General features: G+C 71.3%; 19 protein-coding genes and 1 pseudogene. 12 read left to right on the top strand and 8 right to left on the bottom strand.

Annotated features, from left to right (window positions below; all coding sequences use genetic code 11):
- The first annotated feature begins 148 nt into the window (after window positions 1–148).
- Window positions 149–439 (top strand): Sec-independent protein translocase subunit TatA, encoded by a 291-nt coding sequence (gene tatA, locus DC008_RS06205; protein ID WP_108706068.1) that lies wholly within the window; start codon window positions 149–151, stop codon window positions 437–439.
- Between the two features lie 47 nt (window positions 440–486).
- Complete coding sequence (gene tatC / locus DC008_RS06200; RefSeq protein ID WP_108706067.1) at window positions 487–1,434, top strand: twin-arginine translocase subunit TatC; 948 nt, start codon at window positions 487–489, stop codon at window positions 1,432–1,434.
- A 95-nt stretch (window positions 1,435–1,529) separates the two neighbouring features.
- Here tatC and DC008_RS06195 read toward each other — a convergent pair whose 3' ends face one another.
- The gene (locus tag DC008_RS06195; protein WP_055622889.1) at window positions 1,530–2,027 is read right to left on the bottom strand and encodes a hypothetical protein; all 498 of its coding nucleotides are present in this window, start codon (window positions 2,025–2,027) and stop codon (window positions 1,530–1,532) included.
- A gap of 167 nt (window positions 2,028–2,194) precedes the next feature.
- On the opposite strand from DC008_RS06195, the gene DC008_RS06190 reads away from it, so the two are divergent.
- Window positions 2,195–5,047: a DEAD/DEAH box helicase gene (locus DC008_RS06190; RefSeq protein WP_108706066.1), complete on the top strand. Its 2,853-nt coding sequence runs from the start codon at window positions 2,195–2,197 to the stop codon at window positions 5,045–5,047.
- A 96-nt stretch (window positions 5,048–5,143) separates the two neighbouring features.
- Here the strand turns inward: DC008_RS06190 and helR are convergent, their stop codons facing one another.
- The gene (gene helR, locus DC008_RS06185) at window positions 5,144–7,327 is read right to left on the bottom strand and encodes an RNA polymerase recycling motor ATPase HelR (protein ID WP_108706065.1); all 2,184 of its coding nucleotides are present in this window, start codon (window positions 7,325–7,327) and stop codon (window positions 5,144–5,146) included.
- 593 nt (window positions 7,328–7,920) lie between these two features.
- On the opposite strand from helR, the gene DC008_RS06180 reads away from it, so the two are divergent.
- The 5 genes from DC008_RS06180 to DC008_RS06160 all read left to right on the top strand — a co-directional run bounded on the left by DC008_RS06180 (window position 7,921) and on the right by DC008_RS06160 (window position 12,477).
- On the top strand, window positions 7,921–9,513 hold the full coding sequence (locus tag DC008_RS06180; protein WP_108706064.1) for a sensor histidine kinase: 1,593 nt from the start codon (window positions 7,921–7,923) through the stop codon (window positions 9,511–9,513).
- Window positions 9,510–9,917, top strand: coding sequence for a roadblock/LC7 domain-containing protein (locus DC008_RS06175; protein WP_055622893.1), 408 nt, complete (start codon window positions 9,510–9,512; stop codon window positions 9,915–9,917). The genes DC008_RS06180 and DC008_RS06175 overlap by 4 nt, the downstream gene beginning before the upstream one ends.
- Window positions 9,914–10,315, top strand: a complete 402-nt coding sequence (locus DC008_RS06170; protein ID WP_108706063.1) for a DUF742 domain-containing protein — start codon at window positions 9,914–9,916, stop codon at window positions 10,313–10,315. The genes DC008_RS06175 and DC008_RS06170 overlap by 4 nt, the downstream gene beginning before the upstream one ends.
- Window positions 10,296–10,916: a GTP-binding protein gene (locus DC008_RS06165; protein WP_108706062.1), complete on the top strand. Its 621-nt coding sequence runs from the start codon at window positions 10,296–10,298 to the stop codon at window positions 10,914–10,916. The genes DC008_RS06170 and DC008_RS06165 overlap by 20 nt, the downstream gene beginning before the upstream one ends.
- Before the next feature lie 121 nt (window positions 10,917–11,037).
- Complete coding sequence (locus DC008_RS06160) at window positions 11,038–12,477, top strand: cytochrome P450 (RefSeq protein ID WP_108706061.1); 1,440 nt, start codon at window positions 11,038–11,040, stop codon at window positions 12,475–12,477.
- A gap of 17 nt (window positions 12,478–12,494) precedes the next feature.
- Here the strand turns inward: DC008_RS06160 and DC008_RS06155 are convergent, their stop codons facing one another.
- The 5 genes and pseudogenes from DC008_RS06155 to DC008_RS06140 all read right to left on the bottom strand — a co-directional run bounded on the left by DC008_RS06155 (window position 12,495) and on the right by DC008_RS06140 (window position 17,223).
- Complete coding sequence (locus tag DC008_RS06155) at window positions 12,495–13,439, bottom strand: RluA family pseudouridine synthase (RefSeq protein WP_108706060.1); 945 nt, start codon at window positions 13,437–13,439, stop codon at window positions 12,495–12,497.
- Window positions 13,440–13,695: 256 nt separating this feature from the next.
- Entirely contained in the window at window positions 13,696–14,634 is a 939-nt protein-coding gene (locus DC008_RS06150) for a terpene synthase family protein (RefSeq protein ID WP_108706059.1), read from the bottom strand.
- A 274-nt stretch (window positions 14,635–14,908) separates the two neighbouring features.
- Window positions 14,909–15,097: pseudogene (locus tag DC008_RS36425) on the bottom strand (DUF6192 family protein); the annotation flags it as partial.
- A gap of 222 nt (window positions 15,098–15,319) precedes the next feature.
- A complete protein-coding gene (locus tag DC008_RS06145) occupies window positions 15,320–16,162 on the bottom strand; it encodes a siderophore-interacting protein (RefSeq protein ID WP_108706058.1) in 843 nt (280 codons plus the stop codon).
- A 155-nt stretch (window positions 16,163–16,317) separates the two neighbouring features.
- Window positions 16,318–17,223, bottom strand: a complete 906-nt coding sequence (locus DC008_RS06140; RefSeq protein WP_108706057.1) for a 5'-3' exonuclease — start codon at window positions 17,221–17,223, stop codon at window positions 16,318–16,320.
- 208 nt (window positions 17,224–17,431) lie between these two features.
- On the opposite strand from DC008_RS06140, the gene DC008_RS06135 reads away from it, so the two are divergent.
- The 4 genes from DC008_RS06135 to DC008_RS06120 all read left to right on the top strand — a co-directional run bounded on the left by DC008_RS06135 (window position 17,432) and on the right by DC008_RS06120 (window position 22,167).
- On the top strand, window positions 17,432–18,508 hold the full coding sequence (locus tag DC008_RS06135; protein ID WP_108706056.1) for a quaternary amine ABC transporter ATP-binding protein: 1,077 nt from the start codon (window positions 17,432–17,434) through the stop codon (window positions 18,506–18,508).
- On the top strand, window positions 18,501–20,327 hold the full coding sequence (locus DC008_RS06130; RefSeq protein ID WP_108706055.1) for an ABC transporter permease/substrate binding protein: 1,827 nt from the start codon (window positions 18,501–18,503) through the stop codon (window positions 20,325–20,327). The genes DC008_RS06135 and DC008_RS06130 overlap by 8 nt, the downstream gene beginning before the upstream one ends.
- Window positions 20,328–20,860: 533 nt before the next feature.
- Window positions 20,861–21,430 (top strand): helix-turn-helix domain-containing protein, encoded by a 570-nt coding sequence (locus tag DC008_RS06125; RefSeq protein ID WP_055622902.1) that lies wholly within the window; start codon window positions 20,861–20,863, stop codon window positions 21,428–21,430.
- Between the two features lie 17 nt (window positions 21,431–21,447).
- A complete protein-coding gene (locus tag DC008_RS06120) occupies window positions 21,448–22,167 on the top strand; it encodes a helical backbone metal receptor (protein ID WP_108710584.1) in 720 nt (239 codons plus the stop codon).
- On the opposite strand, the gene DC008_RS06115 is transcribed toward DC008_RS06120, so the two are convergent.
- Window positions 22,079–23,206 carry a TDT family transporter gene (locus DC008_RS06115; protein ID WP_108706054.1) on the bottom strand — a complete coding sequence of 376 codons (1,128 nt, stop codon included), beginning with the start codon at window positions 23,204–23,206 and terminating at the stop codon, window positions 22,079–22,081. The two genes, DC008_RS06120 and DC008_RS06115, sit on opposite strands and share 89 nt — an antisense overlap.
- Window positions 23,207–23,218: the final 12 nt, after the last annotated feature.

The following is a 23,218-nucleotide window of genomic DNA, read 5'->3' as shown; positions in this document are numbered from 1 at the left end:
AGGCGCGGGCACGCGACTGGGAGTATGCACAGGGATTGTCCTGCGTTCACCCCCGAGCGTTACGATCGCTGGCAGCACGGTGGTCGGATGTATGTCCGATCGGCCGGGCATTCGGACCATGTCGCCTCGGTGAAGAAGGTATACAGCTATGGGTAGGCTCGGCCCCACCGAGATCATCCTGATCCTCGTCGTCATCATCCTGCTGTTCGGTGCCAAGAAGCTCCCGGACATGGCCCGCTCCCTCGGCAAGTCGGCCCGCATCCTCAAGAGCGAGGCGAAGGCGATGAAGGACGAGGACAAGTCCGCCGCCCCGGCCGACCCGCCGGCCAACACCACCGGCGAACAGCAGCCCCCCGCTCAGCGCGTCATCCAGGCCTCCCCCGGCGACGTGAACAGCTCGCGCCCGGTCAACGAGCCGACGGACACCACGAAGCGCTGACGCAGGGCCGGTGACCTCCGGCCCGACGCACGAGATGGGAACGTGGGTTGCTGAAGTCTGCCCGCAAGCAGGAGAGAGATCCCGAGGGGCGGATGCCTCTGGCGGAGCACCTCCGCGAGCTCCGCAACCGGCTCGTCAAGAGTCTGTTGGCGATCCTTGTCACGACGGTGGTGGCAGCCTTTTTCTACAAGGACACCATCCAGTTCTTCACGGATCCCATCCTCCAGGCGGTGGGATGCGACTACAGCTTCGCCGAACTGGCCAAGAACCCCAATGAGACCCAGTGCGCACGCATCGTGCAGAACGGCCTGCTGAGTCCGTTCACGCTGGCCCTGACGGTCTCCCTGTCGTCGGGTGTGGTGCTGGCCGCTCCCGTGTGGCTCTACCAGCTCTGGGGATTCATCGCGCCCGGCCTGCACCGGCACGAGAAGAAGTACAGTCTCGCCTTCGTGGGGGCGGGCTTCCCCCTGTTCCTCACGGGCGCCTACTTCGCGTACTGGTCGCTGCCCAAGATGGCGTCGGTGATGCTCGAGTTCTCGATCATCGGCAGCGACAATCAGCTCCCCCTCGACGACCTGCTGCAGCTGATCATGCGGATGACCGTCGTCTTCGGCCTCTCGTTCGAACTGCCGCTGCTGCTGGTGATGCTGAACTTCGGCGGCGTGCTGTCCGGCAAGAAGATGGCCGGCTGGTGGCGCGGCATGATTCTGGGCATCACGCTCTTCGCGGCGATCGCCACGCCCAGCACGGACCCGATCTCCATGCTGGCGCTCGCGGGCCCGATCTGGATCCTGTACTTCGCCGCGACGGCCATCGCGCTCCTCAACGACAAGCGCCGCGCCCGCCGTGAGGCGGAGGGCCCCGGCGACGACGAGGCCTCCGACCTCGATCTGACCCCCGAGAGCATCGGCGCGGTGGAGCCCGTCGCGCCGAGCCGCGCCCTGCCCGAGCAGGCCACCACCGAGCGCGTCAACGGCTACGACGACGTCACCTGAGGCACGCTTGCGGCAGTGCACGACCTGCGGAAACGGAAGGAGCGGCTCATCGACAAGCGATGAGCCGCTCCTGGCCTGACCCCCAGCTTCAGACGTCAGATGCTGGGAGAACCACCGAGGGACCAGGTTCCGCCGCCGGCGCCGTCGTTCTGGATGTCCCACTTGACGTGCCCGTCAGCAGTCCATCCCCCGGTCGTGCTGCTCCGGAACTTGGCACCTGTGGCCCGTACAGCGCCCGACGAACTGCCGTTGACCGCCTTCAGGCCGAAGTTCTGGTTCTTGTAGTCCGCGTCGTTCCGCTCCAGGCGGAGGTTCAGTTCGAGGTCCTCCATCCCGGCGCTCACGCCGCCACCGCCATCCTTCCAGGTGACATCGGCATACGCGTTGTAGTAGCCGTCGCCGCTGCGGTGGACGCAGAGGGTGATGTACACGTCGAGGTTGGAGCCGATCGTGTCGAACTCCTTGTGCTGGGTGCCGCTGCATTGGGTGGCAGCTGCGGCCATGGCGTACCCGGGCGTCATCACGACGGTTCCCAGGGCGGTCACACCCACCGCTATCGCGGCGCTGGTCAGGCGCGTGATCTTGAGCTTCATGATTCCCCTCGTTTCTGCAGGACAACGCCGACCATGCTCATGACCATGGCCGACGGAGTTGCATATCTTTCCACGGACTCCGAGTACACGAGGGCGGGGGTGAGGGAAAGGGTTTTCCCGGCAAGGGTGACCAGTCCGGCAGCGTACGGTCCGACCTGATCCGGATAATGATCGTCCTGTTGTCAGTGGCGCCCGGTACGCTCGAAAGTACGATGACAGAGGATCTCTCACCGGCCGAGCGGTACGCGGCAGCACGTAGGCGCGCTGTCGAGCAGGCCACCGCGCTCGCCTCCTTCCGCGAGATGTACGACTTCGGCCTCGACCCCTTCCAGATCGAGGCGTGCCAGGCGCTCGAGGCGGGCAAGGGCGTCCTGGTGGCCGCGCCCACCGGCTCGGGCAAGACGATCGTCGGCGAGTTCGCCGTCCACCTCGCCCTCCTGCAGGGCAAGAAGTGCTTCTACACCACGCCCATCAAGGCGCTGTCCAACCAGAAGTACGCCGACCTGTGCCGCCGCTACGGCGACGACAAGGTGGGCCTGCTCACCGGTGACAACAGCATCAACTCCGACGCCCCGATCGTCGTGATGACGACCGAAGTGCTGCGGAACATGCTGTACGCCGGATCGCAGACGCTCCTCGGCCTCGGCTACGTGGTGATGGACGAGGTGCACTACCTCTCCGACCGCTTCCGCGGCGCCGTCTGGGAGGAAGTGATCATCCACCTCCCCGAGTCGGTCACCCTGGTCTCGCTGTCGGCGACCGTGTCCAACGCCGAGGAGTTCGGCGACTGGCTGGACACCGTCCGGGGAGACACCGAGGTGATCGTCTCCGAGCACCGGCCCGTGCCGCTGTTCCAGCACGTGCTCGCCGGTCGCCGGATGTACGACCTGTTCGAGGAGGGCGAGGGCAACCGCAAGGCGGTCAACCCCGACCTGACCCGGCTGGCGCGCATGGAGGCCAGCCGGCCCTCCTACCAGGACCGCAGACGCGGCCGTGCCATGCGGGAGGCCGACCGGGAGCGCGAGCGCCGTCAGCGTTCCCGCGTGTGGACGCCGGGCCGCCCCGAGGTCATCGAGCGGCTCGACGCCGAGGGCCTGCTGCCCGCCATCACGTTCATCTTCAGCCGCGCCGCCTGCGAGGCCGCCGTCCAGCAGTGCCTGTACGCGGGGCTGCGGCTCAACGACGAGGAGGCCCGGGAGCGGGTGCGTGCCCTCGTCGAGGAGCGCACCGCCGCCATCCCCACCGAGGACCTGCACGTCCTCGGGTACTACGAGTGGCTGGAGGGCCTGGAGCGGGGCATAGCCGCCCACCACGCCGGGATGCTGCCGACGTTCAAGGAGATCGTCGAGGAGCTGTTCGTCCGCGGCCTCGTCAAGGCCGTCTTCGCCACCGAGACCCTCGCCCTCGGCATCAACATGCCCGCCCGCTCGGTGGTCCTGGAGAAGCTCGTCAAGTGGAACGGCGAGCAGCACGCCGACATCACCCCCGGCGAGTACACCCAGCTCACCGGCCGGGCCGGACGCCGCGGCATCGATGTCGAGGGCCACGCCGTGGTGCTGTGGCAGCGCGGTATGAGCCCCGAGCACCTCGCGGGTCTCGCCGGCACCCGCACCTATCCGCTGCGCTCCAGCTTCAAGCCGTCGTACAACATGGCGGTCAACCTGGTCGAGCAGTTCGGCCGGCACCGCTCGCGCGAGCTGCTGGAGACGTCGTTCGCGCAGTTCCAGGCCGACAAGTCGGTCGTCGGCATCTCCCGTCAGGTGCAGCGCAACGAGGAAGGGCTCTCCGGCTACCAGGAGTCCATGACCTGCCACCTCGGCGACTTCGAGGAGTACGCGCGGCTGCGCCGCGAACTCAAGGACCGCGAGACCGAGTTGGCGCGGCAGGGCGCCGCGCAGCGCCGCGCGGAGTCCGCGGTGGCGCTGGAGCGGCTCAAGCCGGGCGACGTCATCCATGTGCCGACGGGCAAGTACGCGGGCCTCGCCCTCGTACTGGACCCGGGGCTGCCGGCCGGCCGGTCCAACGGCCACCGCGGCTTCGACCACCACGACGGCCCGCGCCCCCTCGTCCTCACCGCCGAACGGCAGGTCAAGCGGCTGGCGTCGATCGACTTCCCGGTGCCGGTGGAGGCGCTGGAGCGGATGCGCATCCCGAAGTCCTTCAACCCGCGCTCCCCGCAGTCGCGTCGGGACCTGGCCTCCGCGCTGCGCACCAAGGCCGGGCACATCGCGCCGGAGCGCCACCGCAAGCAGCGCTCGCAGGCCGCCGACGACCGGGAGATCGCCCGGCTGCGCAAGGCGATCCGCGCGCACCCCTGCCACGGCTGCCAGGACCGCGAGGACCACGCCCGCTGGGCCGAGCGCTACCACCGGCTGCTGCGCGACACCTCGCAGCTGGAACGGCGGATCGAGGGCCGCACGAACACCATCGCGCGCACCTTCGACCGGATCGTCGCCCTGCTCACCGAGATGGACTATCTGCGCGGCGACGAGGTCACCGACGACGGCAGGCGGCTCGCCCGGCTGTACGGCGAACTCGACCTGCTGGCCAGCGAATGCCTGCGCGAGCGGGTGTGGGAGGGCCTGGACCCGGCCGAACTGGCCGCGTGCGTCTCGGCGCTGGTCTACGAGGCACGTGTCGGCGACGACGCGATGGCGCCCAAGCTGCCGTCCGGGAAGGCGAAGGCCGCGCTGGGCGAGATGGTCCGTATCTGGGGGCGACTGGACGCTCTGGAGGAGGACTTCCGGATCACCCAGACCGAGGGCGTCGGCCAGCGCGAGCCGGATCTGGGATTCGCCTGGGCCGCCTATATGTGGGCCGGCGGCAAGGGCCTGGACGAGGTGCTGCGGGAGGCCGAGATGCCGGCCGGTGACTTCGTGCGCTGGTGCAAGCAGGTCATCGACGTGCTCGGACAGATCGCGGCCGCCTCGCCCGTCGAGGGCTCGACCGTCGCCAAGAACGCGCGCAAGGCCGTGGAGGGACTCCTGCGCGGAGTCGTCGCCTACTCCTCGGTGGGATGAGCGTGGGATAAGCATGGTCTGAGCGTTGGGCCGAGCGGACACGGAGGGCTCGTGCCGGCCGGGGGAGACCCCCGGCCGGCACGGGCCCTCCGCCGTTCAGCTCAGGACGACCAGCTGCCGGGTGGCGCGGGTCATCGAGACGTAGTGGTCCACCGCGCCCTCGACGCCCTCGCCGAAACGCTCGGGGCGGACCAGCACCACCAGGTCGAACTCCAGCCCCTTGGTCAGCTCCGGCGGCAGCGAGCGCACCCGGTCCGTCGACGGGAACGCGGGGGCGCCGATGACACAGGCGATCCCGTCGTCGTTCGCGGCCAGCCAGGACTCCACGACCGACTCCAGTTCCGAAACCGAGCCGTGCACCACGGGGAAGCCGCCGCTGCGGATGGACGTCGGCACGTTGGCGTCCGGCAGCACCGCCCGGATCACCGGCTCCGCCTCCGCCATGATCTCCCGCGGGGTGCGGTAGTTGACGGTCAGGGACGCCTCCTCGACCCGGTCGAGCCCGACGCGCTCCAGACGTTCCCGCCAGGACTCGGTGAAGCCGTGCCGGGCCTGGGCGCGGTCACCGACGACGGTGAAGCTCCGGGACGGGCACCGCCCCAGCAGCATCTGCCACTCGGCGTCCGTGAGTTCCTGCGCCTCGTCGACGACGATGTGCGCGAACGGACCCGCCAGCAGATCCGGGTCGGGCGCGGTCAGCTCCGCGTCGTCGACCAGGCTCACCCGGGCGTCCTCACCACGCAGCATCCGCACCAGGCCCTCGCCGTCGTCGCCGTCCGCGCCCGAGTCCGCGACGGCGGCGATCAGGTTGTCCACGACCTGCGTCATCCGCTCCCGCTGCACGGCCAGCGTCCGAGCGTGCCGCTGCGCGCGCCGGGCCGCCTCAGGGTCGCCGAGCCGCTGCCGGGCCGCGTCCAGCAGCGGCAGGTCGGACACCGTCCAGGCGTCCGGCCGCTCACGCTGCAGCAGCCGTACCTCGTCCGGAGTGAGCCACGGGGCGCACAGCCTCAGATACGCCGGGACCGTCCACAGGTCGCCGACCAGGTCGGCCGCCTCGAGGAGCGGCCACGCCCGGTCGAAGGCCGCCCGCAGCTCCCGGTGCCGGTCCAGCGAGCGGCGCAGCAGCTGGGACGGGATCTCCGCGTCGTCGCCGGAGGCGTCCTCCTCGTGCCGGTCGATCAGCAGGGTGAGCAGTTCCTCCCAGACCTGGGCGCGGGCCTCGTTGTGCGGGGTGCCGGGTTCCGCCGCGTCGAACGCGACCGCCCAGTCGGTGGCGCTCAACGGGATCGCGGACCAGGGGGTGGTCACCGTCATGCCCTCGGCCGGCGGCTCCTCGTAGAAGCGGACGGCCTTCTCGATCGCCCGCACCAGGTCCGCCGACGCCTTCAGCCGGGCCACCTCCGGGTCCGCCTCGACACCGGCCGTCGCGCCCTCGGCCACGAGGTCCCGCAGCACGCAGGTCTGCACGCCCTCCTCGCCGAGGCTGGGCAGCACGTCGGAGACGTACGCCAGATACGGTCGGTGCGGGCCGACGAACAGCACACCGCTCCTGCGGTGCCCGAGGCGCGGGTCGGAGTGCAGAAGGTAGGCCGAGCGGTGCAGGGCGACCACGGTCTTGCCGGTGCCCGGCCCGCCGTCGACGACGAGCGCCCCTCGGGACCCGGCGCGGATGATGGCGTCCTGGTCGGCCTGGATGGTGCCGAGGACGTCCCGCATCCGGGCCGAGCGGTTCCCGGCGAGGCTCGCGACGAACGCCGACTGGTCGTCGAGCGCGGCGTGCTCCTCCAGGCCGTCCGGGGTGAACACCTCGTCCCAGTAGTCGCTGATCCGGCCGCCGGTCCACCGGTAGCGGCGGCGGCTCGTCAGGCCCATCGGACGGGCGTGGGTGGCGCCGAAGAACGGCTCGGCGGCGGGGGAGCACCAGTCGACCAGCAGCCGGCGGCCGGTGCTGTCGGTGAGGCCGAGCCGTCCGACGTACACGGGACGCGGGTCGTCGGCGAAGACCATCCGGCCCAGACACAGGTCGAGGCCGAAGCGGCGCAGGGTGCGCAGCCGGCTGGTGAGGCGGTGGATCTCCGCGTCCCGGTCCATGGCCTGCCGGCCCAGGCCGCCCTCCGCCCTGCGCTCGGCGGTGAGCCGGGCGGTGAGGTCGGCCGTGGTCTCCTCCAGGCAGCGTGCGATGGCGGCGAAATGCTCGTCGTCGGCGGCGATCAGGGCCGGGTCGGCCTTGGCGCGCCGGCGGTCGTCCAGGGCGAACGCGGTCGTGGGGAGGGGGTGCACAGCGGGTGCTCCGATCTGGGTCGCCGAGGCGCCGGAAAGAGTTTCCAGGTCAGGCCGGAGATTGTGCGTCATGGAGGGGGCCTTGCCGCAAGCCGGGGGGTGCGCTATATCTTGAGAGTGGCAAGGAGTACGTGACTCCTTGCCTTTCGTGTTTCCGGGCCGCATGACCACCGCCAGGGTCGGTGGTCGCGGAACCAGCCGTGGATCGGCTGTTCGGTTCGTCTCGCGCGCCACATCTCTCTCGGGTTGTCACCCGCCCCGGACGTCACACTTCCGCTTACGTCGCACCGGAACGCGGCCTCTCACTCGTCACGGTGAGTGTTTTTCGCACACACGTCCGCCATGACGTTCCGTGTTCGAACGCGTGCCCAGCGTGCAAAAGAGCCGAGGGTACTCCTGTCGCCCGGGCCATTTCAGGTGCTTGCTGAATATGACACGGCGATGATCCGGTCGGACTAAGCTCGCCCGCAGCGCACCGAGTTGAGGTGTATTCGTGCGCTTGTTCCCTATAGCTCGGAGAAGTCCGACATACCCATGACGTACCCCACTGCAAGCTCCCCCTACACCCACCCGATTCATTTCAGAGGGCCCACATGGTGAGCGTTCAATCCCCGCCCCGTCGGCGCGAACTCCCGTATGCGCGCGTGCTGCTGCTGCCGGCCATAGCGATGGCCGCGGCGACCGGAGCCGCCGTCGCCCTCGTGGCGGAACCGGCCCGGACGGCCGTCGGCGTGTGCGGTGCCGTGGCCTTGCTGCTCGTCCTGGCCTGCGCGGCGGAAGCCGTCCGCCGCGGCCGCGCCCTGCGGGACGCACAGGTCGAGCACGCCCGTCACACCGCGTATCTGGAACGGCGCGTCGCCGCCCACGACGAGGAGCTCGTCCGCCTCGCCACGGAGATCACACCGGCGGCGATCGACCGGCTGCGGCGCGGCGCCTCGCCGTACGAGGTGATGCGGGACCTGGGGGAGATCGACCCGTCGTACGTCCACCTCCCGCCCGTGCAGATCGAGTTCGTACGGCACATGATCGACCTGGTCGACCACGAGGAGGCGCTGCGCGACTCCGCCCAGCGGTCCTTCGTCGACATCGCCCGGCGCGTCCAGTCGATCGTCCACCAGCAGGCCGTGGAACTCAGGGAGATGGAGGAGGACCACGGGCGCAACCCCGAGGTCTTCGACGACCTGCTCCGCATCGACCACGGCACCATGCTGATCGGCCGCCTCGCCGACTCCATCTCCGTGCTCGGCGGCGGCCGTCCCAGCCGCCAGTGGCCCGAGCCCGTCCCGCTGTACAGCGTGCTGCGCGGTGCCATGTCCCGCATCCTGGAGTACCGCCGCATCAGCCTGGACTCCATCGCCAAGGTCAACATCGCGGGCATCTCCGTCGAGCCCGTCATCCACGCGGCGGCCGAACTCCTCGACAACGCCACGCGTTACTCGCCGCCGCAGACCAAGGTGCACGTCACCGCCACCGAGGTACAGACCGGCGTCGCCATCGAGATCGAGGACGCCGGCGTCAGCCTCAGCGAGGAGGCCCGCGCCCGGGTCGAGGGCATGCTCGAACGCGCCAAGCAGGGCACCGACCTCCAGGACCTCGGCGAGTCCCCGCGCCTCGGCCTGGCCGTCGTCGGACGCCTGTGCACGGCGTACAACATGCAGGTCTCGCTGCGGTCCTCGGCGTACGGCGGTGTCCGTGCCGTCCTCGTCGTGCCGCGCGACATGATGACCACCGAGCCCGCGCCCGGTCTCGCCCACGGCATCGGCGCCGGCGCCGCGCCCAAGGCGGAGGGCTCCGAGGTGCTCGAGGGGCCCAAGCGGGCCCCCAAGAAGCGCCGCCCCACCAGCCCGAAGATCCCGGCCGTGGTCTCCATGGAGGACGACGTCCCGGTGGTCACCGAGTGGACCTCGAACGGGCTTCCCCAGCGCCGCAGCCGGGTCAAGACCCCGCTCAGCAAGCGGATCGCCGAGCAGGCGGCCATCGAGCAGGCGGAGCGGGAGGGCCGGCCGACCATCTGGTCGACGCGCAGGTCCGAGCCCGATCCCACGCCGGCGGAGGACGAGCCCGTACCCGGAGCCTGGGTGGAGGCGTTCTGGAACGGGCTGAAGGACAAGCCGGACCCGCTCACACTCCAACCGCGAACCCAACCGGCCCGCCCCGAGGCCGATGACGAGGGGGACCTCAAGTGATCCAGCAGCGTGCCAACTTCGACTGGATGCTCAAGGAGCTCTACGACGGCGTACCAGGCATCCAGATGATCGTCGTGCTGTCCGCCGACGGTCTGCGCATCGCCCGCTACGGCGGTGAGGCCGACACCGCCGACCGGGTCGCGGCGGCCTGCGCCGGACTGCAGAGCCTGGCCAGCGCGGTCGCGCAGGAGATCCCGAAGAGCGACGGCAAGATGAAGATGGTCCTGATCGAGATCAACGGCGGCTACTTCTATCTGATGGCCGCCGGCGCCAACGCCTATCTCGCGGTCCTCTCCGACACGTTCGCCGAGCCCGGCCGTATGAGCAACCGCATGTCCGACCTCGTGGCCCGGATCGGCGCCCATCTCACGAGTCCGCCCCGGCGGAACGGGCAGACCGTATGACTCCTCCGAAACGCCGGCGGCGACAGTCCCAGGAGCACTTACCTCCGCCACCCGCCCCCACCGGCAAGCAGAAGAACCCGGAACGGCTCTTCGTGGTGGCCGGTCCGGACGGCGGGGAGCGCGACGGGGACCTCGACCTCGTCACGCTGATCGTGGCGCGCGCCGACCCTCCGCCCTCCGCCACACCGGAACAGGCGGCACTGCTCCGGCTGTGCACCGCCCCCCTGTCCGTGGCCGAGCTCTCGGCCTATCTCAACCTGCCGTTCAGCATGATGACGGTCGTTCTCACCGACATGCTCACGGCCGGGCTGGTGACCGCCCGCGCTCCGATCGTGCGCCAGGCCGTCGCCGACCGTTCAATCCTCGAAGCGGTGATGCATGGACTTCAAAAGCTCTGACGTCGTCCCTGGTCCACGGACCGAGGACCAGTTGCCGCACACGGCCGAGGCCGCGGTCAAGATCGTGATCGTGGGTGGCTTCGGCGTCGGCAAGACCACCATGGTCGGGTCGGTCAGCGAGATCAAACCGCTGACCACCGAGGAGACCATGACGCAGGCCGGTATCGGCGTCGACGACAACTACGGCTCGGACACCAAGACGGCCACCACCGTCGCCATGGACTTCGGCCGCATCAGCATCACGGAACAACTCGTGCTGTACCTGTTCGGCACCCCGGGCCAGGAACGCTTCTGGTTCCTGTGGAACGGGCTGTTCGAGGGCGCGCTGGGCGCGGTCGTCCTGGTCGACACCCGCCGCCTGGAGGTCAGCTTCGACGTCATAGGGCGGCTCGAGGAACGCGGTGTGCCGTTCGTCGTGGCCGTCAACACCTTCCCGGACGCGCCCCGTTACCCCGTCGCCGATCTGCGCACCGCCCTCGACCTGGCCGAGGAGATCCCCATCGTCGAGTGCGACGTCCGCCGCCGGGCCTCCAGCCGGGACGTCCTGATGACCCTGATGCACTTCCTGCACTCACTGGCGACGGCCAAGACGCCTGTGTGAGCCACCCGCCGGTCGAGCCGTGCCGCCGGTGCCGACCGGGACCTTCCCCCGACCCCCTGCAACCGGACAACCTCGTTTCGGAGCGACCATCGTGACGTCTGAATCCCTTTTCCCCACCGGTATGGACGATCCCACGGCCACCCCGCCCCCGGGCTGCCCCGCACACGGCATCGGCCCCGGCGGGCTGCGCCGGCTGTACGGGCCCGAGGCGGAGGATCTGGCGGCCGTCTACGAGAAGCTCCGTGCCGAGCACGGGCCCGTGGCCCCCGTGCTGCTGCACGACGACGTGCCGATCTGGCTGGTCCTGGGGCACGCCGAAAATCTGCACATGGTGCGCAGCCCCTCGCAGTTCTGCCGCGACACCCGGCAGTGGTCGGCGCTGCAGGACGGCACGGTCAGGCCCGAGCACCCGATGATGCCGCACTTCGCCTGGCAGCCCATCTGCGTCCACGCCGAGGGGGACGAGCATCTGCGGCTGCGGGGCGCGGTCACCGGCGCCATCTCGACCATCGACCACCGCGGGATCCGCCGGTACATCAACCGCGCGACCCAGCACCTGGTCAACCAGTTCTGCGAGGAGGGCGGCGCCGACCTGGTCAGCCAGTTCGCGGAGCATCTGCCGATGATGGTGATGTGCGAGATCCTCGGCATGCCCGACGAGTACAACGACCAGATCGTGCAGGCCGCCCGTGACATGCCCAAGGGCAGCGAGACGGCCATCGCCAGCAACGCGTATCTGATGGACGTCCTGATGCGGCTGACCGCCCGCCGGCGCGCCGAACCCGCGGACGACTTCACCAGCCATCTGATCAGCCACCCGGCGCGGCTGACCGACGACGAGGTCGGGCAGCATCTGCGGATCATCCTGGTCGCCGCCTACGAGGCCACCGCGAACCTGATCGCCAACGTGCTGCGGGTGGTGCTCACCGACCCGCGGTTCCGCGCCCAGCTCAAGGGCGGGCAGATGACGGTGCCCGAGGCGGTCGAGCAGTCCCTGTGGGATGAGCCGCCGTTCAGCACCGTCCTGCCGTACGTCGCCAAGCACGACACGGAGCTGGGCGGGGAGCACATCAGCAAGGGCGACGCCCTCATCATGGGGATCGCCCCGGGCAATGTGGACCCCCGGGTCCGGCCCGACCTGTCCGCCCATCTGCAGGGCAACCGCTCCCACCTCGCGTTCGGCGGCGGCCCGCACGAGTGCCCCGGTCAGGACATCGGCCGTGCCATCGCCGATGTCGGCGTCGACGCGCTGCTGACCCGGCTGCCGGATGTGCAACTGGCCATCCCCGAGGACGAGTTGCGCTGGTGGTCGTCCATCTCCAACCGGCATCTGGTGGAGCTGCCGGTCAAGTTCGCGCCCAAGCCGCAGCAGGACGTCATGGCCCGGCCCGCGCACCCGCTGGCCTCGCCGCGCGTCAGCACCTGGCAGATCGGCGCCTCGGAGCCGCAGCCCAGGATGCAGGCGCCCGCCCCCGCGCCGACGGCACCGGTGGCGCCGCCCGCGCCGGCCGGGCGACAGGGCCCGCTGCGGCGCTTCCTGCGCTGGTGGCGCGGGGAGTGACCCCGGTGGGCACCGGGTCAGCCGGCCGCCCAGTCGGCGTACGACGACCAGGCCCCCAGGTCACGCGAGCTGACGAACCGGTGCCGGTGCCCGGTGACCGGGTCGGTGAACTCCAGTGCCCGCGCCAGCAGTTGGAGCGGGCGACGGAAGTCACCGGCCGGCACCGGGCCGGTCACCACCGGGTACAGGGGGTCGCCCAGGATCGGTACGCCCAGCGCGCTCATGTGCACCCGCAGCTGGTGCGTCTGGCCGGTGCTGGGCGTGAGCCGGTACCGGGCGCGCCCGTCCCGGTGCTCCACCAGCTCGATCCGGCTGACCGCGTTGGGCTCCCCGGGCACCTCGCGGGCCGCCATCACCCCGCGCTCCTTCACGATGCGGCTGCGCACGGTCCGGGGCAGGTCCAGCCCGGGCTCGTACGGGGCCACCGCCTCGTACTCCTTGGCCATCAGCCGGTCGCGGAACAGCGACTGGTAGGCGCCGCGCTCCTCGGGCCGGACCGTGAACAGCACCAGCCCCGCCGTCAGGCGGTCCAGCCGGTGAGCCGCGCCCAGCGCCGGGAGACCGAGGTCGCGCCGCAGCCGGGCGAGCGCCGTCTCGGCGACATGGCTGCCGCGGGGCGTCGTGGCCAGGAAGTGCGGCTTGTCGGCGACCACGATGTGCTCGTCCCGGTGGACGACCTCGATCGGGAACGGCACCCGCTCCTCGTCGGCGAGCTCGCGGTGGAACCAGACGTACATGCCGGGCGCGTAGGCGGTGTCGCGGGCCACCGGCCGCCCGGTGGCGTCCACGATCCGTCCCGCGTCCAGCATGCCGTCGATCACGCCGTCCCCGGCGGCGAGGCGCGCCACGAGATGGTCCCGTACGGTCGCCCACCCGTCGGTGGCGGGCAGCCGTACGCGCACCGGGTCCACCCCGTTCAGCTGGGGCAGCGGGGAGGGTGGGGGCGGCGTACGGCGTCTCATCGGATGCCCAGCCTACGAGAACCCCTAGGTCGTGTCCGCAAAGTCCCGCCTGCCGTTCGACGCCCGGCACTCCCCCAAGCTCTTCGAGCAGGGGGGACCCCCACTCGCCGCACCGGCCGGGCTCCCGCGTACAACCAGTACGCGGGAGCCCGTCCGGCACTACCCCAGCTCTTCGAGCAGGGGGTACCCCCAGAGCACGCACCGGACGCCGCTCGGCCCGCCCTACGGGCGGACGACGCGACTTTACGGACACGACCTAGCGCGACACCGGTGCCAGGTTCGTGGGGTGCAGCTGGCCCGACTCGTCGGGGCTGAGGGCGTTGGCCGTGTGGGGGGAGTAACGGCCGTTGCTCCGGCTCCAGTCGTAGCTGCCGCGGATCCAGGTGAGCATGGCCGTCGCATACCGGTGGAGCTTCTCGGACTGGGCGCCCGTGAGGCCGAGCCGGGACGAGAACAAGGGGATCATCCTGGCCTGCTCGTGGAGCCGGGCGACCGCGCTCTGGACGAGGGCGACGGCGATCGGGATGGCCTCCTGCCGGGAGCAGTCGCGCTGCCGCATCAGGCAGTGCACGAGGTTCGGGTCGCCGCGGGCGTCGTCGTTCTCCAGGGACATGATCTCGTTGATCAGCTTGACGGCGTCGACGGCGGCCCGGCGCATCGAGTCGAGGTGGCTGCTGTGCCAGACGAGCGGCGGGATCTCGAAGTGGCCGAGCCGCTCGGCGAGGTCGAGCGAGGGGACCAGACCCAGGGTGCGGTGCCCTATCCGCATCCGGGTGGCGAAGTCCTGGGGGACCCAGGTGCGCCGGTCGATCTCCTCGGTCAGATTCCCCACCAGATAGTCGACCCAGTTGTGGGCGGCCCGCTGCCGCCACTCCTCGGACATGCCCGCCCGGGTGCGGCGCCAGATGTCCGCGAAGGCCGTCACCAGGGGCGGTTCGCTGTCGGGGTGCGGCCGGGTGCCGTCGCCGACGAGCGCGATGAGCTGCCGGCACACGTCGACGGCCTCGTCGGCCTCGCAGCCCTCAGGGACGTCGAAGAGGTCGTCGAGGAGGAAGAACCAGCCCATGGTGTCGAAGGCCAGGTCGAGGTCCTCGCCGGTGGCGTCCGGGTAGCTGTAGGCGGCCAGGTCCGCCACCGCCGAGAACAGGTAGCGGCGGGCGGCCGGGTGGCCCACCACGAGTCCCTGGAGGCGCATCCACTCCAGATGTCGCTCCCGGGCGGCGGCCAGGCCTGGGTTCAGCCGGGATGGAATGGGTAAGTTTATGGCGACGTTCTGTGGCATGAGCCTCTCCCGGAATCAGGGGTCCGAGGACGAGGTCGGTGCCTCCGCGCGGGCGGTGAGCCCTTACGGCGCGGGCACCGTCACGGGACGGCACTCCGGCCGACCAGCGGGGAACAGAGCCCTTCACGACGCCCTCCGAGTGGCGGAGCCGACCAAGTCCAGGAACTACGCGCTGTGCTTCCCTACGCTGCTGCCGCGGCGTGGCTGACTCGTGCACGGATGAGGCCTGCTGACGGAACCGGTCCTGTGGGGCATCGTCGATCGCGTGCTGTGTGGTGCCGTCGGCCTTGGCCTCCCAGGCGACCACCGGGCGGTGCAGGTGATCGGTGGTCACCGTCGCCACGACCGCGGCGTCGGCGACGCGGACGTGGATCACCTACACCTTCCTTTGCCACCGTGCGTCTCGTCAACTGTTCAAACTGGTGGAGCTGTTCCCGGGACTCACGGGAACCGTGCTTCGCACCATGCGACGATTTCCGGCCGCCGAACAGGGCGTGCGCTCCGGAGCGTGGGACGTGTCGCCGTGCGACGCGCGCGCGGACGCCCGCTCGCCCGCGCCGTCGGCTCGTCCGGCGCGAGCGCGAGATGGTCCGTACGGCTACGCCGTCGGCGCCCCCTCCTGCTCCGCCTCGATACGCGCGTTCCAGTCCCGCTTGGACGCCTGCCAGCCGTCCTCGTTGTGACCGAGGCGCCAGTAGCCGGAGATCGACAGGTCCTCGCGGGGCACGCTCCGCTCCACGCGGAGCAGATGGCGCAGCTCCTTCACGAAGTGCGCCTCGCCGTGGACGAAGGCGTGGACACGGCCCTCGGGGAAGGCGAAGGAGCGCACCGCGTCGAGCAGCGCCTCTCCGACGGGGCGCGCACCGCGGTGCAGCCAGACCACCTCGACGTCCGAGTCGATCTTCAGCTCCTCCTCGGGGCCGGACACCTCCACGAAGGCGTGGGCGGCGGCGCCGGCGGGCAGCGACTCCAGGGAGCGGGCGATCGCGGGCAGGGCGCTCTCGTCACCCGCGAACAGATGCCAGTCGGCGGCGGCGTCGGGGGCGTAGGCGCCGCCGGGGCCGAGGAAGCGGACGGTCTCACCGGGTCGGGCGCGCAGCGCCCAGGGGCCGGCCAGGCCCTCGTCGCCGTGGATCACGAAGTCCAGCGTCAGCTCACGGTGCTCGGGGTCCCAGGCCCGCACGGTGTACGTCCGGGTCACCGGCCACTGCTCGCGCGGCAGTTCCTCGCGGACGCGCTCCAGGTCGAAGGGCTCGGGGAAGTCGGCGCCCTCGGGGGAGAAGAGGAGCTTCACGTAGTGGTCCGTGCAGGTGTCCGCCGTGAAGTCGGCGAGGCCCTCGCCGCCGAGCACCACACGCTGCATGTGCGGGGTCAGCCGTTCGGTGCGGACGACCTGCGCGGAACGGACCTTCCGTGGCTTGCGGGCAGGGCGTTCTGCCATGACGGCCTCCCTCTGGGTGAGCTTAGGTTTACCTAAGTTAGCACCTCGGTCGGGTCGCGTGCGGGATCTGTGCACCCGCGTTCATCTGTGGACGGGGAAGTACCGGACGAATGCCCCGTCCCAGATGTCCCATGTATGCGGGACGGCCGCCGCCGTCACTCGGCCAGCGTGGTGAGCAGCCGCTGCAGCGAGCCGCCGAGCCCCCAGCGCGCCGCCAGTGCCTCCAGCGCCTCCGGATCGCGCGGGGCGCGCGGCACGGCGACCTCGACGTCCGGCAGCGGGACGTCGGCGGCGACCCGCACCACGGTCGGCGCGACGGCCACGTACGGCCGGGACTCGTCCAGCCGCCTGCGCTGCGAGGGTGTCAGCTTCGCCTTCGGGTCGTCGACCGCCGCCATGATCCCGGCGAGGTCGCCGAACTCCGCGAGGAGCTTCGCCGCCGTCTTCTCGCCGATCCCGGGCACACCCGGCAGGCCGTCGCTCGGGTCGCCCCGCAGCAGCGCCAGATCCGCGTACCCGCGGCCGTCCACGCCGTACTTCTCGCGCAGCCACGCCTCGTCGGTGACCTGGAGGGTGCCGACGCCCTTCAGCGGGTAGAGCACGCGCACCCCGCGCGCGTCGTCCACCAGCTGGTACAGGTCGCGGTCGCCGGTGACGATGTCGACGGGGCCCTTCGCCCTGGCGGTGAACGTGCCGATCACGTCGTCCGCCTCGTAGCCCTCGACGCCGACCCGCGCGATGCCGAGCGCGTCCAGCACCGCCTCGATGACCGGCACCTGCGGGGACAGGGTGTCGGGCACCTCCTCCTCGTCGGGGCCGCCCTCGTGCTCCTCGGCGACGCGGTGCGCCTTGTAGGAGGGGATCAGGTCGACCCGCCACTGCGGGCGCCAGTCGGCGTCCATGCAGGCCACCAGTTCGTCCGGGCGGTGGTCCTTGACGAGGCGGTCGATGAAGTCGAGGAGCCCGCGCACGGCGTTCACCGGGGTGCCGTCGGGGGCCTTCACCGAGTCCGGCACGCCGAAGTAGGCGCGGAAGTACAGCGAGGCGGTGTCGAGGAGCATCAGTCGTCCGGTCACGGACGCATCATGCCGCACGGCACCGACAACGGCCCCGGAGTGAGCGTCCGGTCGCCCTGTGTGGCGGCCCTGTGGCCTGGACCACTTGTGCGTTTGTGGTCGGGAAAGCAGGGCAGGGGCGGCCCCGGGGTGCTCACTGCGCAACTGTTGCGCAGGTCGCTCCGTTCATCTGCCGCCGAGACAAGAGGTAAGCGTGTCATCCAGGCTTGAGGCCGACCATCTGTACAAGGTGTTCGGCAGACGACCGGACCAGGCTGTCGAACGGCTCCGCCAGGGAGCCGACCGGGAGGAACTGCGCGCCGACGGCACCACCGCCGCCGTGATCGACGCCTCCTTCACGGTCGAACCCGGCCAGATCTTCGTCGTCATGGGCCTGTCCGGCTCCGGCAAGTCCACCTTGCTGCGCATGCTGAACGGCCTGCTGGAGCCGACCGCGGGGCACGTCCGCTTCGACGGGCAGGACCTGACCGCGCTCGGCGACCGCGAGCTGCGCGACGTCCGTGCCCGCAAGATCAGCATGGTGTTCCAGCACTTCGCTCTCTTCCCGCACCGCAGCGTCCTGGAGAACGCCGCCTACGGCCTGGCCGTGCAGGGGGTACCCCGGGCCGAACGGGAGAGACGCGCCGCCGAGGCCCTCGAGCTGTGCGGCCTGGGCGGCTGGGAGAAGTCCTGGCCCGACGAGCTGTCCGGCGGCATGCAGCAGCGCGTGGGCCTCGCCCGCGCCCTCGCCACCGACGCCGACCTGCTCCTCATGGACGAGTCGTTCAGCGCGCTCGACCCACTGATCCGCCGGGACATGCAGGACCAGCTGCTCCAGCTGCAGAAGACCCTGAAGAAGACGATCGTCTTCATCACGCACGACCTCAACGAGGCCATGCGGCTCGGCGACCGCATCGCCGTCATGCGCGACGGACGCATCGTCCAGACCGGCACCGCCGAGGACATCCTGCTGCGCCCCGCGAACGACTACGTCGCCTCCTTCATCCAGGACGTCGACCGCTCCCGCGTGCTCACCGCGAGCGCGCTCATGGACACCGGCGTCACCGTGGACGCCCCGCTCTGCGCGTGCGAGACCGCGACCCCCGACACGACATTCGCCGAGCTCTGCGCGATCAGCACCCGGCTGACGCACCGCGTCTCGGTCGTGGACGAGGCCGGCCGGGTCGTCGGCGTCGTACCGCGCCGCCGGCTCCTCGGCTTCCTCGGGGACGAGAGCGCCGATCCCTCGCCCTGCGACAACCCCGAGGGGAAGGTGACCGCCCGTGCCTAGGCTGCGTCTCGGCGACTGGGTCGACTCCGGAGTCGACTGGCTCGTCGCCCACATGGGCTGGCTCTTCGACGCCGTCAAGGCCGTCGTGGAAGGCATGTACGACGGTGTGAACACCGTCCTGACCGCACCCGAGCCCCTGCTCCTCGCGGGCATCCTCGCCGTGCTGGCGTGGTGGCTGCGCAGCCTGGTCGCGGGCGTCCTCGCGTTCGGCGGGTTCGCCCTGATCGACTCGCTCGACCTGTGGGACCGGGCGATGTCCACGCTCGCCCTGGTCCTGGTCGCGACCCTCATCGCCCTGGTGATCTCGGTCCCGCTGGGCATCTGGGCGGCCCGGTCCAGGACGGTCAGCGCGGTGCTGCGGCCCGTCCTGGACCTGCTTCAGACGATGCCGTCGATGGTGCTGCTCATCCCGGCCATCCTGTTCTTCGGGCTGGGCACCGCCGCCGGTGTCATCGCCACCCTGATCTTCGCGCTCGCTCCCGGCGTCCGCATGACCGAGCTGGGCATCCGGCAGGTCGACGGCGAGCTGGTGGAGGCCGCCGAGGCGTTCGGCACCACACCCCGCGACACCCTGCTGCGCGTCCAGCTGCCGCTGGCCCTGCCCACGATCATGGCGGGCATCAACCAGGTCATCATGCTGAGTCTGTCGATGGTCGTCATCGCCGGCATGGTCGGCACCGGCGGCCTCGGCGGCGCGGTCAACGAGGCCATCGGCCAGCTCGACATCGGCTTCGGCTTCGAGGCGGGCGTCGGCATCGTCGTCCTCGCCATCTACCTGGACCGCATCACCGGTGCGCTCGGCACGCACATCTCCCCGCTCGGCCGCCGCAGCGCCGCCAAGGCCCGCGCGGCCGGCGCCCCCAAGGTGTGGAACCACCGGCCGCGCCCGGTCGTCGCCGTCGCCGGTGTCGCCGTGCTGGCCCTGGTCGCGGGCGGCATGGGCGTCTTCGGCCCGTCCTCCGGCACCGCCGAGGCATCCGCCACGAACATCGGCGAGGGCAAGAAGCTCAAGCTCGGCTACATCCCGTGGGACGAGGGCATCGCCTCCACTTTCCTCTGGAAGGAACTGCTGGAGCGGCGCGGCTTCGACGTCGAGACCACCCAGTACGCCGCCGGGCCGCTCTACACGGGCCTCGCCACCGGGCAGCTCGACTTCCAGACCGACTCCTGGCTGCCGGTCACCCACGCCGAGTACTGGAAGAAGTACGGCAAGCAGCTCGAGGACCTCGGCTCCTGGTACGGCCCCACCTCGCTGGAGCTCTCCGTCCCCTCGTACATGAAGGACGTGAAGTCGCTGGCGGACCTGAAGAACAAGTCCGGCGACTTCAAGGGCAAGATCGTCGGCATCGAGCCGAGCGCCGGGATGATGGGCCTGCTCAAGGACAAGGTCCTCAAGGAGTACGGCCTGGAGGACTCGTACGACGTCGTGGACGGCTCCACGCCCGCGATGCTCGCCGAGCTCAAGCGCGCGTACGCCACAAAGGAGCCCATCGTCGTCACGCTCTGGTCGCCGCACTGGGCGTACAGCGACTACGACCTGAAGAAGCTCGAGGACCCCAAGGGCGCCTGGGGCTCCGGCGACGACGTGCACACCCTCGCCCGCAAGGGCTTCGCCGAGGACAACCCCGAGGTCGGGGCGTGGCTGAAGGACTTCTCCATGACGGAGAAGCAGCTCACCGGCCTGGAGTCGGAGATCACCAAGGCGGGCAAGGGCAAGGAGCAGGACGCCGTGCGCGCCTGGCTGGACCGCAACCCCGGCCTCGTCGACAAGTGGGCCCCGGTCGCCGGATCGGACCACAAGAGCCAGGCGGCCGGGTGACCTGACGGGCCCGACCGCCGCCCCCCGAGGGGTGGGCCACGCCGTACGTTCTTCCCCTCCGTACGGCGGGCCCACCCCTCGGGGTTCTCCGTGCCCGGAGCGTCGCCACCCGTACGAAAAGGATCCGGCCAACCACGCAGGGCGATGTCCTCCGCCGGCCCGGTGGGCGCGAAGCGCCGGTGCGCCGGGCCGAGTTCGGCGCCCGGCACACGTCCTCGCCCGGCCCCGGTGAGCAGGGGCGTCGTCCCGTAGGGCTCGGGAACACGGGGGCGGGACAGCGCATTGAACAAGGCAGCGGCACATGTGCGGCGGGGCGGGGACCGGGCGGGCCGCCCGGTCCCGTGGCGCCTCCCGCGGCCGGTGGTGCTGGCGCGATCCGGCGGGTCGCGCTTCCCCCGATGTGTCGTCGATGTGACGGGCGCATGAAACGGTTTGCCGAACATGCGTAGGGTGCAGAGAACCCAGCAGAAGGTGTGCGCCGGACCGTCGGCGCGAGGACGGCGGACCGGCGAGCGAAGGAGGGAGCCGAGGCGATGGGCGACCACAAGGAGCAGCCCCTCCGGGTGGGCGCCGCGGTGCGCCGGCGCCGCCGCGCCCTGAACCTGACGCTCGCCGTCGTGGCCGAGCGCAGCGGCCTGTCCGTGCCCTTCCTCAGCCAGGTCGAGAACGACCGGGCGCGGCCCAGCCAGAGCTCCCTGGAGAAGGTCGCCGACGCGCTGCGCACCACCGCGGTGGAACTGCTCGCCGCCGCGGACCCGGCGTGCAGCGTCGACGTGGTCCGCGCCGACACCACCGATCTGGCGCCCGAGCCGCGGACCCGGTCCCTGGTGCGCGGCCACCACCAGATGCACGCCTCCGAGTACACCGGCGACCATGACGCCGGCCGTGAACTGCAGCACCGCAACGACCAGTTGATGTACGTCGCCGACGGTGCCGTGGAGATCGAGGCCGAGGGCCGCGCCTACCGCCTGGGCCGCGGCGACACCCTGTATCTGACCGGCGGGGTGCGCCACCGGTGGCGGGCGACCGTGCCGGAGACCCGGATCGTCGTCGTCGCCGTGGCCGAGCACATCGAGGCGGTCCGGGACCGGCCCGGCCGCTGATGCGTGTCGTCTCCCTGATGCGCGTCGTTTCCCTGGTGCCGTCGCTGACGGAGGCCGTCGCCGTGTCCGCGCCCGGCGTCCTGGTCGGCGCCACCGACTGGTGCACCCACCCCGACGGGCTGGACGTCACCCGGATCGGCGGCACCAAGAACCCCGCGCTCGACCGGATCACCGCCCTCGGGCCCGACCTGGTCGTCGCCAACGAGGAGGAGAACCGCGCGGCCGACCTCGACGCGCTGCGCGCCGCGGGCGTGGAGGTCCTGCTGACCGAGGTGCGGGACGTGCCGGCGGCCTTCCGTGAGCTGGCGCGGGTGCTGGACGCGTGCGGGGTGCGGACCCGGCCGCGGTGGCTGGACGAGGCCGAGGCCGCCTGGTCGTCCCCGCCCGGGCTCCCGCGCCGGGTGACGGCCGTGGTGCCGGTGTGGCGGCGCCCGTGGATGGTGCTGGGCCGCGACACGTTCGCCGGGGACGTCCTGGCCCGCCTCGGCGTGGACCATCTGTACGCCGGGCATGCGGACCGCTATCCGCGCGTCCCCCTGGACGAACTGCGGGCCGCGGCGCCGGACGTCGTCGTCCTCCCCGACGAGCCGTACCGCTTCACGGCCGGGGACGGCCCGGACGCGTTCGACCCGCTGCCGTGCGCGCTCGTCAGCGGACGGCACCTGACGTGGTACGGACCGTCACTGGCCGAGGCGCCACGGGTGCTGGCCGGGGCGCTGCGAGCAGCGCTCCGCTGAACAGGCCGCGCACGGTGTGCACGGCGGCGACGGCCCAGGCGGCCACCAGCAGGCCGTACAGGGCCACCGCGAGCCCGTCGTAGACGAACAGCCCGGTGTGCCGGGCGAGCGCGGCGGCGCCCGTGACACAGGTGCCGACCGGGAAGGTGAACGCCCACCAGGTCATCGCGAAGCCCATGCCGAGCCGCCGGGCGCGCACGACGTGCGCACCGGCCAGCCCCAGCCACAGCAGGGCGAACCCCATGACGGGCACGCCGTACAGCACGGCGAGGACGCCGAGGCTCTCGCCGTACGGGGCGGGCAGCGCGCCCGGGGCGGCGTCCGCGAACGCGCCGACGGCCGTCGTGGACTGCCCGAGCGGGCCCAGCACCAGGAACAGCGACGGCGTCAGCGCGAGCGGCAGCGGGCCGCCGGTGATCAGCCGGGCGAACACCAGCGGCAGCATCAGCAGGGTGGCGAGCAGGCTCAGCCCGAACATCGCCACACAGCCCAGCAGCAGCGTCGCGCGGGCCTGCCCCGGTGGCAGATGCGGCACGAGGAGCGGGCCGACGGCCGCCGCCACCATCGGCGCGACCAGCGGCAGCAGCCACACGGGCGTCGCCTGCGCCGCCGGGGCCCGATGCCGTACGGCCATCAGATACGGGACGGCCACGGCCGCCGCCAGCCCGGTCGCCGTACCGGCGGTGAACAGGACGACGTCCAGGGCGAGCGCGGCGTCGTCGCCGATCCAGTCGCGGCCGAGGGTGAGGGCACCGCCGCCGACGGCGAGCAGGGCCATCGAAAGGCAGCCGTAGAACGGGGCCACGGCCGGATCGAGGAGATGGGCGCGGGCCTGGTCGCGGTGGTGGGTCCAGTGCAGCGCGCGAGCCGCGAGCAGGGCGAGGAGCAGCAGCAGCGACAGCGCCCAGACGGCCGCGCAGACGGTGCGCAGACCGGGGACGCGGGGCACGGGCAGCGCCGCGCCCGCGGTGGCGACGGCGGCGGTGCCCATGACGGCGGCGTACCAGTTGGGTCCGAGGTGACGGACGGCGGTGACCATGACCTCAGCGTC

Source organism: Streptomyces nigra (assembly GCF_003074055.1).
Classification (GTDB): domain Bacteria; phylum Actinomycetota; class Actinomycetes; order Streptomycetales; family Streptomycetaceae; genus Streptomyces; species Streptomyces nigra.
This window is presented reverse-complemented; position numbering and strand designations above follow the sequence as displayed.